A 12,846-nucleotide genomic window follows, 5' to 3' on the forward strand; every position below is an offset into this window, starting at 1 on the left:
ATTGACTTCTCTTTGGAACGATCGCTCCCGGAGGCCGTAATGTCACGCCCGGATTTTCCGGAATACCGTTCTGAGAAGGGCGGCACGGTCCTTTCCCATTATGTTGTGGCTGGTCAATGCCATTATGGACGTCGAACTAGGCAAAAGGGGAAATCTCGCGTTCCACATCGGCGCCGAGGGCCCGGAGGCGCTGCGCGATGTCGGCGTGGCCCCGGTCGACGCGGTAGCCCGACTCGATCACCGTCTCGCCCTCGGCCGCCAGACCCGCCAGCACGAGCGCGATGCCCGACCGCAGATCGTGCGCCTCGACGGTCGCGCCGCGCAGCGGAGTGGGCCCGTGGACGACCGCCCGGCTGCCGTTCACCTCGACCCGCGCGCCCATCTTGTTGAGCTCGCCGGCCAGCGCGAAGCGGCCGTCGAAGATGCGCTCGTGGATGTAGCTCGGCCCGTCGGCGAGCGCCGCCATCGCCATCAGCTGCGGCTGCAGGTCGGTCGCGAAGCCCGGGTAGGTGTCGGTGATCACGTTGATCGGCCGCAGCTGCCCGTCGCGGCGCGCGTGCACGACGGCGCCCTCCTGGAAGAACTCCACGCCCATCTGCTCCAGCTTCCACCGCACGACGCCGAGGTGCTCGAGCGAGGTGCCGAGCAGGGTCACCTCGCCGCCGGTGATCGCCGCGGCCATCATGAACGCCCCGGCGTCGAGCCGGTCGGCCATGACGGTGTGCTCGACGGCCTTGAGCTCGCGTACGCCCTCGACGGTGATGAAGCCGGTGCCCTCGCCGCGGATGTCGGCGCCCATCTTGCGCAGCATCTCGATGACGTCGAGGACCTCGGGCTCCAGCGCCGCGTTCTCGATGACCGTCGTGCCCTGGGCCAGCGCGGCGGCCATGATGAGGTTCTCGGTGCCCGTGTGGGAGGGCCGGTCGAGGTAGAGCGTGGCCCCGGTCAGCCCGGCGGCCTTGATGTGGATCGTGCTCTCCTGCTCGTCGACCAGGGCGCCGAGCCGCTTGTAGCCGTTGTAGTGGAAGTCGAGGTTGCGGGCGCCCAGATTGCACCCGCCGACGCCCTCGACGATGACCTCGCCGACCCGGTGGAGCAGCGCCGGCACGAACAGGATCACGCCGCGGAACCGCGACGCGATCTCCTCGGGCAGCACGGGGCTGGTCACCCCGGAGGCGTCGATGACGAGCGTGCGCTCCGCCTCGTGGAACTGCACCCGGGCGCCGACGGCCTCGGCGAGCTCGATCGCCCGCCGTACGTCCTCGATGAGGGGGACGTTGCGGAGGACGGTCCGGCCTTCTGCCGCCAGCAGGGCCGCCCCGATCATGGGCAGCACGGCGTTCTTCGCGCCCTGGACGAACGCGGTTCCACGCAGCGCATTGCCACCGCGCACGCGGTAACGAACCATGAATGAGTCTCCTCGGTTGGGGGTGGAGAGGATGGTGCGGCAGGTGCGGTAGCCGGGTATCGGCCCACAGTAGCCGTTAGCCGGGGTCATTCGCGGCGAAACCACCCCCGGAAAGTGCGGCCCGTAAGGCCGTTAAAGGGCTCCGCCAACCGCCTTGGAGATCTGGTCTGGAATGCGAAGTTCCACACCGAACCTGCCGAGATCGGTCAATCGACCAAAAGCGCCCGAAACGCTGTGAAATCCATCCCAAAACCGGCGTCCACGCTGGTCGAGGGCGTGTTCCCCCAGCTGGTAGAACGAGATTTCCGGTCTTATGTACGCCCTTCAACGCCCGAAATCAGACACGCCGCGACCCCATGGCCACGGCGCGCCTTACCGGAATAGCACCCTTGCACTTGTCCCATTTTGTCAGGAGACAGCGCCCGGAACAGGGAAAACAGTGACTCCTGTGACTAACGCCCCGCGGCGATGTCGTTCCGGTGGAAGGAACCGCGCATCTCGATGCGCCCCACGAGTTCGTACGCCCGCTCCCGCGCCTCGGCCACCGTCTCGCCGGTGCCGACCACGTTGAGCACCCGCCCGCCGTTGGAGACGACCCGGCCGTCGTTCAGCGCGGTTCCGGCGTGCAGGACGTAGGCGCCCTCGACCTCTTCGGCCAGGCCCTCGATGGCGTCGCCCTTCACCGGGGTGTCGGGGTAGTTCTCGGCCGCGATCACCACGGTGACGGCCGCGCCCGAACGGAAGGACACGGGAGGCTGCGCGGCGAGCTCGCCGGTCGCGCAGGCCAGCAGCAGGTCGGCGAGGGGGGTCTCCAGGCGGTCGAGCACGACCTGGGTCTCGGGGTCGCCGAAACGCGCGTTGAACTCGATGACCTTAGGGCCCTTGCTGGTGAGGGCCAGACCGGCGTAGAGGACGCCGGTGTAGGGCATGCCCCGGCGGGCCAGCTCGTTGACCGTCGGGGTGACCACGGTGGTCATGAGCTCGTCGACCAGGCCCTCGGGGGCCCACGTCAGCGGGGTGTAGGCGCCCATGCCGCCCGTGTTGGGGCCCTCGTCGCCGTCGTGGGCGCGCTTGAAGTCCTGCGCGGGCTGGAGGGCGACGGCGGTCTTGCCGTCGCAGAGGGCGAACAGCGACACCTCGGGGCCGTCGAGGTACTCCTCGATCACCACGCGCCCGCACGCCGCGGCGTGGGCCAGCGCGGCCGAGCGGTCGGACGTCACGACGACGCCCTTGCCGGCGGCCAGGCCGTCGTCCTTGACCACGTAGGGCGGGCCGAAGGTGTCGAGGGCGTCGAGGGCCTCTTCTGGGGTCGTACAGGTGAAGGCGCGGGCGGTCGGCACGCCGGCCGACTCCATCACCGACTTGGCGAAGCTCTTGGAGCCCTCGATCGCGGCGGGCTCGCGCGACGGGCCGAAGCACGGCACGCCGACCGCGCGCACGGCGTCGGCCACCCCGGCGACCAGCGGCGCCTCGGGCCCGACGACCACCAGGTCGACCGCGAGGTCGAGGGCCAGCGCCGCGACGGCCGAGCCGTCGAGCGGCGACACGTCGTGGAGCCGCGCCACCTCCGCGATGCCCGCGTTGCCGGGCGCGCAGTGCACCTCGGCGGGTCGGAGAGCACGGCAGATCGCGTGCTCACGGCCTCCTGAACCGATCACCAGAACTCGCACCCACGCATTCTCTCAGGCCCGGCAACCACGGTTATCCTGGGACCCTGTGATATTTTGGGTTGGCTTTGCGGTGTCAAGTGGCGATTGGAGGTGGTACGGGTGTCTTCTGGCGATCCCGTCAGTACGTGCACGCGCACGTCTGACGTGCGCGACATCCCTCTCCATTTCCAGATGCACGCCGCCCGCATGCCCGCGCCCGTGTAAGGGGTGACTCCGCTGTTCGCGTGGAGCATGTGAGCTCGGCCTTCGAAGGGACCGACATGCGCTCCGCCACGCTTTTCCCCCGTCGTTACACCCGCTCCGCCACCGCGGTCTCCCCGGTGCGCGAGCACAAGAAGTTCCCCTGCGTTCCGTCGAGCGACTCGCTCATCACCTTCGGCGCCTACATCGGCGGCCGGAAGGTCGCGGCCGACGGGATCGCGCAGGCCGTCCAGCTGGTCCGGCAGCACAACGAAGACGCCGCCAAGCCCGACGCCTACGTCTGGGTGGGGCTCTTCGAGCCCGAGGCGCCCGAGGTCGAGTGGCTGGCCGAGACGTTCGGCCTGCACCCCCTCGCCGTCGAAGACGCGGTCAAGGCCCACCAGCGGCCCAAGGTGGAACGTTACGGCGACTCCCTGTTCGTGGTGCTGAAGACGGTCGCCTTCCTCGACCACGAGGTGCTGACCGAGTCGGCCGAGATCATCGCCACCGGCGAGATCATGGTGTTCGTCGGCCCCGACTTCGTCGTCACCGTGCGCCACGGCGCCCACAGCCCGCTCAGCGACGTGCGCGAGAAGCTCGAAGACAAGCCCAAGCTGCTCAACCGGGGCCCGACCGGCGTGCTCCACGCCATCGCCGACCACGTCGTCGACAAGTACCTCTACGTCGCCGACCAGATGCAGGCCGAGCTCGAAGAGGTCGAGGCCGCCGTGTTCGCCGAGGTCAGCTCGCGCGACATCAACCGGATCTACCACCTCAAGCGGGAGATGCTGGAGCTCAAGCGGGCCGTCGCGCCGCTGCACACCCCGTTCTCCCAGCTGCCGCAGCGCCGCATCATCCCCTCCGACATGCGGGAGTACTTCCGCGACGTCTCCGACCACCTGTCGCGCGTGTGCGAGCAGGTGCAGTCGAGCAACGAGCTCTCCGACTCGATCCTGCAGGCCGCGCTCGCCCGCACCAACGCCCTGGCCAACGAGGACATGCGCAAGATCTCCTCGTGGGTGGCGATCCTGGCCGTGCCGACCATGATCGCGGGCATCTACGGCATGAACTTCGAGCACATGCCCGCGCTCGACGCCGTCTGGGGCTACCCGGTGGTGGTCGGCGTCATGGTGGTCGCCTGCGCCCTGCTCCACCGGGCGTTCCGGCGCAACGGCTGGCTCTAGACGGCGGCGACGGCCTTCACCGAACGCGGCAGCGGAATGCCGCGAGCGCTCCACAACTCCCGCATGCGGTCGGGGTAGTCGGTGACGATGGCGGCCACGCCGAGGTCGAGCAGTTCGGCCGCCTCGACGGGGTCGTTGACCGTCCAGACCACCACGGGCAGGCCGCGCCGGGCCGCGCCCGTCATCAGCTGCTTGTCGACCAGCACCCGGTCGGGCGACAACACGGTCGCCCCGACGGCCTCGGCCGCGCCCGCGATGTCGACCTCGAAGTCGCGGATGTCGAAGCCCGCCATCCACACCGGGTCGATGGTCGCCGCCTCGACCAGCGCGTATCGCTGCGGCACGGCGTCTCGCGCCGCCGCCAGGATGCGCCAGTCGAAACTCAGGATGGCCGAGTTGTCGATCCGGCGGTGCCGCGCCAGTTCGTCCAAGACCAGGTTCGTGAAGACCTTCGGGTCGGCCGACAACTCGGGCCGGGTCGGGTCTGACTTGAGTTCGACGTTCAGCCGCACGTGGTCGGCGCCGTAGGCGCTGACGAGCCCGAGCACCGCGCCCAGCGTGGGCATGCGGGTGTCGGGCCGGCCGACCTGGGTGCGCATGAACGGGTCGTCGTCGCGGACGGGCCGGCGCACCCCCACGTCGAGGGTGCGCAGCTGCGCCAGGGTGAGCTGGTTGATCGGCCGGCCGACCAGTTGCTCGGCGCCGGTGTCGCGGCTCGTCACCGCGGAGACGGTCAGGTCGTGACTCAGGACCAGCTGGTGGTCGGCGGTCAGCACGACGTCGAACTCGATGGCGTCGACGCCGATCTCCAGCGCGTAGGCGAGACCGGGCAGGGTGTTCTCGGGCCGCAGGCCGCGGGCGCCCCGGTGCCCGTGCAACTCAACAGGTCGGTGCACAACCGCGAACCCTACAAGGCACGCCGACCGGTCCCTTGTATTGGGGCTCCGATCGGCGTGCCTCGAAATCAGACCAGGGACCTGATCTGCAACGTCTGGGTTCGGCCGGGGCCGACGCCGATCGCGGAGATCGGCGCGCCCGAGATGTCTTCGAGCGCCTTGACGTAGGCCTGCGCGTTGGGCGGCAGGTCGTCGAGGGTCTTGGCGGAGGTGATGTCCTCCTCCCAGCCCGGGAACTCCTCGTAGATCGGCTTCGCGTGGTGGAAGTCGGTCTGGGTCATCGGGATCTCGTCGTGGCGCACGCCGTTGACGTCGTAGGCGACGCAGACCGGGATCTTCTCCAGGCCCGACAGCACGTCGAGCTTGGTGAGGAAGAAGTCGGTCACGCCGTTGACACGCGAGGCGTAGCGGGCGATCACGGCGTCGTACCAGCCGCAACGGCGGTTGCGGCCGGTGGTGGTGCCGTATTCGTGGCCGGTCTTGCGCAGCCACTCGCCGGTCTCGTCGAGCAGTTCGGTCGGGAACGGGCCCGAACCCACCCGGGTCGTGTACGCCTTCACGATGCCGATCACCCGGTTGAGGCGGGTCGGCGGGATGCCGGAACCGGCGCACGCGCCGCCGCTCGTCGGCGACGACGAGGTGACGAACGGGTAGGTGCCGTGGTCGATGTCGAGCAGGGTGCCCTGGCCGCCTTCGAGCAGCACGAACTTGTCGTCGTCGAGGGCCTTGCTCAGGATGAGCGCGGTGTCGGCGATGTGGGGGCGCAGCCGCTCGGCGTAGCCGAGGTACTCCTCCAGGACCTTCGCCGGGTCGAGGCCGCGGCGGTTGTAGATCTTGGTGAGGATCTGGTTCTTCTCGTTGAGCGCGGCCTCGATCTTCTTCTGCAGGATGCCCGGGTCGAGCAGGTCCTGCACCCGGATGCCCATCCGGTAGATCTTGTCGCCGTACGCCGGCCCGATGCCCCGCCCGGTGGTGCCGATCTTGGCCTTGCCGAGGTAGCGCTCGGTGACCTTGTCGAGGGCCTTGTGGTGGGGCATGATCAAATGCGCGTTCGACGAGATCAGCAGCCGTGAACAGTCGATGCCCCGTGCGGCCAGCCCGTCGATCTCGCCGAGCAGCACGCCCGGGTCGATCACGACGCCGTTTCCGATCACGGGTGTGACGTTGGGGGACAGCACTCCCGTGGGCAGCAGATGCAAGGCGTATTTCTGGTCGCCGATGACGACGGTGTGACCCGCGTTGTTGCCGCCCTGGTAACGGACGACGTAGTCGACGACGCCACCGAGGATGTCGGTGGCCTTCCCTTTGCCCTCATCGCCCCACTGGGCGCCCACGAGAACGACAGCCGGCATGGTCAATCTCCCGGAACAAAAACCAAAGCCCCTGACGCAAGCGACAGGGGCTCTTGCAAACCGAGACTACCTGAGCTGCCGGAAAAAAGGGATCTCCGGTCAGTTCGACAGCGCGTCGGCCGCTTCTGGGGACGAGTCACGCAGGAACTGCTGGCACCGTTCGGCCTCGTCCTTCTCACCGATCGCGTTGGCCGCGCGGGCCAGGGCGTTGAGGCAGCGCAGGAACCCCCGGTTGGGCGCGTGGTCCCAGGGGATCGGGCCATGGCCCTTCCACCCGGCACGGCGCAACTGGTCGAGGCCCCGGTGGTAGCCGGTGCGGGCGAAGGCGTACGACGTGATGGCGTGCCCCGCCGCGAAGTAGTCGTCGGCCAGGGTGGCCCAGGCCGCGGAGTAGGTGGGGAACCGGGCCGCGACGTCGGCCGCCTTGATCCCGCTCTCCATCATCTTGCGCGCCTCGGCGTTGTCGGGAAGCTGCGTGGGGGGTGGGCCGGCCAGCAGGTTCTCGTGCGTTTCCACAGCGGCTCCCGTTCTCGTGATCGGTCTTTGAACACTGTCTTACCAGTAGCGGCAAACCGTAATCATTTACTCCCGCCTATGCCAAAGGCCCGAATCTCCGCGATCCGGGCCTTCGCACGTGGGTGTGTTCTCCGAGGCAGGTTCCGAGCGCGAGCCACGGCCGGCCTTCGGCCGTCCGCGTCTCGCTTAGCTCAGCTTCGTGCCGGCCGACTTGAGGTGCTGGCAGGCCTCGACGATGCGCTTGGCCATGCCGGCCTCGGCCAGCTTGCCGTAGGCGCGCGGGTCGTAGGCCTTCTTGTTGCCGACCTCGCCGTCGACCTTCAGCACGCCGTCGTAGTTCTTGAAGAAGTGGTCGGCGACCGGGCGGGTGAAGGCGTACTGGGTGTCGGTGTCGATGTTCATCTTGATGACGCCGTACGAGATCGCCTCGTGGATCTCCTCGAGCAGCGAGCCCGAGCCGCCGTGGAAGACCAGGTCGAACGGCTTGTCCTTGCCGTACTTGGCGCCGACGGCGTCCTGGAGGTCCTTCAGCACCGACGGGCGCAGCTTGACCGCGCCGGGCTTGTAGACGCCGTGGACGTTGCCGAAGGTGGCGGCGAGCAGGTAGCGGCCGCGCTCGCCCAGGCCGACGGCCTCGGCGGTGGCGATGGCGTCTTCGGGGGTCGTGTAGAGCTTGTCGTTGATCTCGTGGGAGACGCCGTCCTCCTCGCCGCCGACGACGCCGATCTCCATCTCCATGACGACGCGCGCCTCGGCGCACTTGTCGATGAGCTCGGAGGCGATGTCGAGGTTCTCCTTCATGGGCACGGCCGAGCCGTCCCACATGTGCGACTGGAACAGCGGCTCCTGGCCGCGGGCGACCCGCTCGCGCGAGATCTCGATCAGCGGGCGCATGAACCCGTCGAGCTTGTCAGCCGGGCAGTGGTCGGTGTGCAGGGCCACGGTCACGTTGTACTTCGCGGCCACCACGCGGGCGTACTCGGCAAGGGCGGTGGCGCCGATCACCATGTCCTTGACGGTGGTGCCGGAGGCGAACTCGGCGCCGCCGGTGGAGACCTGGATGATGCCGTCGCTCTCCGCCTCGGCGAAGCCGCGCAGCGCAGCGTTCAGCGTCTGCGACGACGTCACGTTGATCGCCGGGTAGGCGAACCCGCCGGCCTTGGCCCGGTCGAGCATCTCGGCGTAGACCTCTGGGGTTGCGATAGGCATCGAAAGTCAGCTCCAATGATGGGGATTGGTGTAGACCAGTATTCCGAAGCGTGCCCGGATGTGTGAAGCGCCCCGGGTTGCCGCCGGTCTTCATCATGCCGGGGTACGCTCTTCTCGCGATGGACGTCACGAATCTTCTCAGCGCCGAATGGTGGATCGTCACCTTCGGGCTCATCGGCATTCTCACCATCATCTTCGCCGAGACCGGGCTTCTGATCGGCTTCTTCCTGCCCGGCGACTCGCTGCTGGTGGTCGCCGGCATGGGCGCGTCGGCCGAGGTGGCCTCGGCGGTCGGGCTCGACACGCCGTTCCCGCTGCCGGTCCTGCTCGTCGGCGCGCCGGTCTGCGCCATCGCGGGCGCGCAACTGGGCCACTACATCGGCGCGAAGGCGGGTCCCCGCCTGTTCGCCCGGCCCGACTCGCGCCTGTTCAAGCAGGAGTACGTCGAGAAGGCGCAGTACTACTTCGAGAAGTTCGGCCCGGAGAAGGCCGTCGTGCTGGCCCGGTTCATCCCGATCGTCCGGACCTTCCTGAACCCGGTCGCCGGCATGCTCGGCATGAAGCCGCGCCGGTTCCTGATCTGGAACATCGTCGGCGGCGTCCTGTGGACCGACGGCCTGCTGCTGTTCGGCTACTACGTCGGCAAGCTGGTGCCCAACGTCGACCGCTACATCCTGCCCGGCGCGGCGGTGATCATCCTGCTGTCGGTGATCCCGATCATCCGCGAGGTCATGAAGAACCGTAAGGCGGCCAAGGCCGCCGCTCTGGGGCTCCCGGTGCCGCCGCCGCCCGGCCCCAAGGGCAAGCACCACCGCGAGACGGCCTGACACCTCCGGCCGATAGCCGATCGTAATAATCTTACTTTTTGGGACAGCTCGGTCTTCCTAACCGGTTACCGTCAGAAGAGTGGGACGACATAGGTCCGATCCGTTGGGGATCGCTCGGATCGTGCTCATCGTGCTCGCGGTGGGCGCACTGCTGTCGTTGATCGTGGTGGGGGTCGTAGGGTTGCTCACCGCCACCGACCCCATCGAGGCCCCCGACACCCCGGTCCCCCCGGCCGCCTCCGCCCAGGCCGCCCGGACCGCCCCCGCGACCCTCCAGATCACCTGCCAGGCCGACCACTGCCCGGTCTTCGTCCGGATCCCGGGCGGCGACGTGCTGATCAACGGGCAGCTCTCCAAGGGGGAGCAGGTCGCCTACTTCGACGGCAAACTCGACGTCGTGCTCGACGACGCCTCACTCGTGAAGATCTGGGAGAACGGGAAGCCGCGCCCCCCGGTGCAAGCCGGGGAGCCCGCCTCCTTCACCGTCACCCGAGGCCAAGGTCAGCCAAGCTGAACGCCGACCGGTAGGGCACCCCGGCCGCCGCCAGGTTCTCGTCGCCACCCCGGTGCACGATCGTCGCGATGCCGACGACCACCGCCCCCGCCTCGTTCAACGCCTGTACGGCGGTCAGCACCGACCCCCCGGTCGTGGTGGTGTCCTCCACGGCCAGCACCCGGCGTCCGGCCACCTCGGGGCCCTCGATGCGGCGCTGGAGGCCGTGGGCCTTGCCCTCCTTGCGCACCACGAAGGCGTCGAGGCGCTCGCCCCGCGCGGCGGCGGCGTGCACCATCGCGGTCGCCACCGGGTCGGCGCCCAGGGTCAGCCCGCCGACCGCGTCGAAGCCGAGGTCGCGGGTCAGGTCGAGCATCACCCGGCCCACCAGCGGCGCCGCCGTGCCGTCGAGGGTCACGCGGCGCAGGTCGACGTAGTAGTCGGCCTCCTTGCCCGAGGAAAGGGTCACCCGGCCGTGCACGACGGCCTTGTTCTTGATCTCGTCCAGCAGAAGCTCTCGGTCAGTCATGGGGCCCAGCGTATTGACCCTCTGGGTAAGTCAGTTTTCCTGACTCGGCTCAGTCGTGTTAGGAGACGCCCTGGACGCGGAATCATCAGGCGGTCAACCCCAGGTAATCGAGAGGTAACATTGAGTGTGCAAATCGGGCAAAGCGACGCGCAATTGCTCGACGCCCTCCGGGCCGGCGACTCCGCCGCCTACGGCGCCCTCTACGAACGCCACCGCCCCGCCGCCCGCGCCGTCGCGCGCCACCTGCTCCGCCACGGGGCGATCGACGACGCCGACGACATCGTCGCCGAGACCTTCACCCGCATCCTCGACCTGATCCGCCGGGGCGGCGGCCCGAGGGGGGAGTTCCGCCCCTATCTCCTCGTCGCCGTCCGCCGCGCCGTCTACGACCGCGCCGACCGCCGCGACGTCCCGACCCACGAGATCGAGCGGTACGACCCCGGCGAGCCCTTCGTCGATCCGGCGCTGGCGCGCTGCGAGCGGGCCGACGTCGCCCGCGCGTTCCGGTCGCTGCCGGAAAGGTGGCGCATGGTCCTGTGGCACACCGCCGTCGAAGACCATCAGGCGGCCGAGATCGCCCCGCTCATGGGGCTGACGGCCAACGGCGTGGCGGCGCTCGCCTACCGGGCCAGAAGGGGTCTGCGAGACGCCTACCTGCGCACGTGACAGGAGGCAATAACGGGACAAACTGGTACGGTCGCGGAGGAGAGAATCGGCGGGATTCATCCTCGCGCCATCAGCCACCCGATTACCCTGAGATGGCCACGTTAAGGAAGGCGGTGTCGCGTGGATCGCTGCGCGCTCTTCGTCGACGCCGGTTATCTGCTGGCCGATGGGGCGATGGCCGTTCACGGGACCCGCCACCGTGAGGCCGTCACCTGGGACTATCCCGGCCTGCTCCAACTGCTGACCAACCTCGCCCGCGAGCGCACCGGCCTGCCGCTGCTGCGCTGCTACTGGTACGAGGCCACGGTCGAGGGCCGGCGCACCCCCGAACACGACGTGCTGGCCGACATCCCCGGCCTCAAGCTCCGCCTGGCCCGCATCCGGCCGGGCCGCCGCGAGGGCGTCGACGCCCAGGTCCACCGCGACCTGATGACCCTGGCCCGCAACAACGCCGTCTGCGACGCGGTCGTGGTCAGCGGCGACGAAGACCTGGCCCAGGTGGTCAGCGACGCGCAGGACCTCGGCGTCCGGGTCACCGTGATCTCCATCGCCGCCGACGGCAACTGGGCCGCCTCGCGCACCCTCCGCCAGGAGTGCGACGACCTGGTCGAGATGAGCGGCGGCCACCTGCGCCCCTTCGTGGCCCTGTCGACCGGCGCCGAAGCCGCCCAGAACGGCACCCGCACCACCGGCGCCCTCCCGGCCCTCAACGGCGCCCAGGCGGCCCTGCCGCCCCCCGCCCCGGCCCCCGCGCCCGCTCCGCCGCCGCCGATGGCCCAGCCGCAGTCGAAGGGCTCCCACGCGGCCCCGCCGCCCAGGCAGCCGACGCCGACCTACACCTACAACCCCAACCCCGAGCCGCCGCCGCAGCCCGCCCCGCCGCCTCCGGCCGCGCCGCCCCAGCCGCAGCCGCAATATCAGGGCTCCCACGGCAGCAGAGACAGCGGCTACCGCGACACCAGCACGGGCGGCTTCCCCGCCGCCCAGCTCGGCCCCTACACGGGCCCCCAGGCCGCCCCGGTCGCCGCCCACAGCGGCGCGACGACCACCCTGGCCGACGCGGTCAAGGCGGCCCACAAAGAAGGCCACGACTTCGGCGACTCGATAGCGCGTGACGCGCCCGCGTTGTGGCTGGAGGCGGTGCTGGCCCGCAAGCCCCGCATGCCCTCCGACCTGGAGGCGCGGCTCCTCCAGGGCTCGTCGCTCCCGATCGACTTCCTGCTCCACGACGAGGTGCGCCACGCCCTGCGGCGCGGCTTCTGGGACGCGCTCGAACGCGCCCGCCGCTAGCTCAGGGCGTCGAAGCCAGCCCTCAGGTTGGCGATGCGCTGCCCCAGGTCGGACAGGGGGCCGCTCAGGGGTGAGTCGCCGTTCTTGCGCGCGAGGTCGCGTACGCGGCCCAGTTCTTCCTCGACCGCGGTGAGACGGCGGGAGAGCTCCGGCAGAACAGCGGGCTGGTCGCCGTTGCCGGGCAGCTCGGTGGCGAGGCGTTCGCGCAGCAGCGTCGCCTGCTCGGTCAGGCGGCGGTTCATGTTGTAGAGCTCGACGAAGACCGCCACCTTGGCCCGGAGCACCCACGGGTCGAAAGGCTTGGTCAGGTAGTCGACCGCGCCCGCCTGGTAGCCGCGGAAGGCGTAGTCGGGGGCGCTGTCGACGACCGTCAGGAAGATGATCGGGATGTTCCTCGTGCGTTCGCGGCGCTTGATGTGGGCGGCCGTCTCGAAGCCGTCCATGCCGGGCATGCGGACGTCGAGGAGGATCAACGCGAACTCGGTGCTGAGCAGGGCTTTGAGGGCCTCTTCCCCGGAGCGGGCGCGCACGGGGGTCAGGTCGAGGGAGCTGAGGATGGCCTCGAGTGCGATGAGGTTCTCCTCGCGGTCGTCGACCATGAGGATCTTCGCCCGGTCTGGCATCGA

Annotated in this window: 13 protein-coding genes; 5 read left to right on the top strand and 8 right to left on the bottom strand. The window is 69.4% G+C overall.

Annotated features, from left to right (window positions below; translation table 11 throughout):
* Positions 1 to 136: 136 nt before the first annotated feature.
* Together murA and purD are read right to left on the bottom strand one after the other, a co-directional pair.
* The gene (gene murA / locus AW274_RS10685) at positions 137 to 1,408 is read right to left on the bottom strand and encodes a UDP-N-acetylglucosamine 1-carboxyvinyltransferase (RefSeq protein ID WP_062430879.1); all 1,272 of its coding nucleotides are present in this window, start codon (positions 1,406 to 1,408) and stop codon (positions 137 to 139) included.
* Positions 1,409 to 1,860: 452 nt separating this feature from the next.
* Complete coding sequence (purD, locus tag AW274_RS10690; RefSeq protein ID WP_062430880.1) at positions 1,861 to 3,078, bottom strand: phosphoribosylamine--glycine ligase; 1,218 nt, start codon at positions 3,076 to 3,078, stop codon at positions 1,861 to 1,863.
* A 260-nt stretch (positions 3,079 to 3,338) separates the two neighbouring features.
* On the opposite strand from purD, the gene corA reads away from it, so the two are divergent.
* The gene (gene corA / locus AW274_RS10695) at positions 3,339 to 4,442 is read left to right on the top strand and encodes a magnesium/cobalt transporter CorA (protein ID WP_062431874.1); all 1,104 of its coding nucleotides are present in this window, start codon (positions 3,339 to 3,341) and stop codon (positions 4,440 to 4,442) included.
* On the opposite strand, the gene AW274_RS10700 is transcribed toward corA, so the two are convergent.
* From AW274_RS10700 to fbaA, 4 genes are all read right to left on the bottom strand, one after another.
* Positions 4,439 to 5,338 (bottom strand): glycerophosphodiester phosphodiesterase family protein, encoded by a 900-nt coding sequence (locus AW274_RS10700; protein ID WP_062430881.1) that lies wholly within the window; start codon positions 5,336 to 5,338, stop codon positions 4,439 to 4,441. The genes corA and AW274_RS10700 overlap by 4 nt on opposite strands.
* A 68-nt stretch (positions 5,339 to 5,406) precedes the next feature.
* On the bottom strand, positions 5,407 to 6,690 hold the full coding sequence (locus AW274_RS10705; protein ID WP_062430882.1) for an adenylosuccinate synthase: 1,284 nt from the start codon (positions 6,688 to 6,690) through the stop codon (positions 5,407 to 5,409).
* Between the two features lie 99 nt (positions 6,691 to 6,789).
* Positions 6,790 to 7,206: a DUF3151 domain-containing protein gene (locus AW274_RS10710; RefSeq protein WP_062430883.1), complete on the bottom strand. Its 417-nt coding sequence runs from the start codon at positions 7,204 to 7,206 to the stop codon at positions 6,790 to 6,792.
* Positions 7,207 to 7,392: 186 nt separating this feature from the next.
* Positions 7,393 to 8,415 (bottom strand): class II fructose-bisphosphate aldolase, encoded by a 1,023-nt coding sequence (gene fbaA / locus AW274_RS10715; RefSeq protein ID WP_062430884.1) that lies wholly within the window; start codon positions 8,413 to 8,415, stop codon positions 7,393 to 7,395.
* A 119-nt stretch (positions 8,416 to 8,534) separates the two neighbouring features.
* On the opposite strand from fbaA, the gene AW274_RS10720 reads away from it, so the two are divergent.
* Both AW274_RS10720 and AW274_RS10725 read left to right on the top strand, forming a co-directional pair.
* Entirely contained in the window at positions 8,535 to 9,242 is a 708-nt protein-coding gene (locus tag AW274_RS10720) for a DedA family protein (protein ID WP_062431876.1), read from the top strand.
* 121 nt (positions 9,243 to 9,363) lie between these two features.
* Positions 9,364 to 9,756, top strand: coding sequence for a hypothetical protein (locus AW274_RS10725; protein ID WP_232320063.1), 393 nt, complete (start codon positions 9,364 to 9,366; stop codon positions 9,754 to 9,756).
* Here AW274_RS10725 and pyrE read toward each other — a convergent pair.
* Positions 9,728 to 10,264, bottom strand: a complete 537-nt coding sequence (gene pyrE / locus AW274_RS10730; protein ID WP_062430886.1) for an orotate phosphoribosyltransferase — start codon at positions 10,262 to 10,264, stop codon at positions 9,728 to 9,730. The genes AW274_RS10725 and pyrE overlap by 29 nt on opposite strands.
* Before the next feature lie 126 nt (positions 10,265 to 10,390).
* Between pyrE and AW274_RS10735 the strand changes: the two genes are divergently transcribed.
* Positions 10,391 to 10,930: an RNA polymerase sigma factor gene (locus AW274_RS10735; protein WP_232320064.1), complete on the top strand. Its 540-nt coding sequence runs from the start codon at positions 10,391 to 10,393 to the stop codon at positions 10,928 to 10,930.
* Positions 10,931 to 11,050: 120 nt separating this feature from the next.
* Positions 11,051 to 12,220, top strand: coding sequence for an NYN domain-containing protein (locus tag AW274_RS10740; RefSeq protein ID WP_062430888.1), 1,170 nt, complete (start codon positions 11,051 to 11,053; stop codon positions 12,218 to 12,220).
* Here the strand turns inward: AW274_RS10740 and AW274_RS10745 are convergent.
* Entirely contained in the window at positions 12,217 to 12,843 is a 627-nt protein-coding gene (locus tag AW274_RS10745) for a response regulator (protein ID WP_062341043.1), read from the bottom strand. The genes AW274_RS10740 and AW274_RS10745 overlap by 4 nt on opposite strands.
* Between the last annotated feature and the right edge of the window lie 3 nt (positions 12,844 to 12,846).

The organism is Herbidospora daliensis (assembly GCF_001570585.1).
Lineage (GTDB): Bacteria > Actinomycetota > Actinomycetes > Streptosporangiales > Streptosporangiaceae > Herbidospora > Herbidospora daliensis.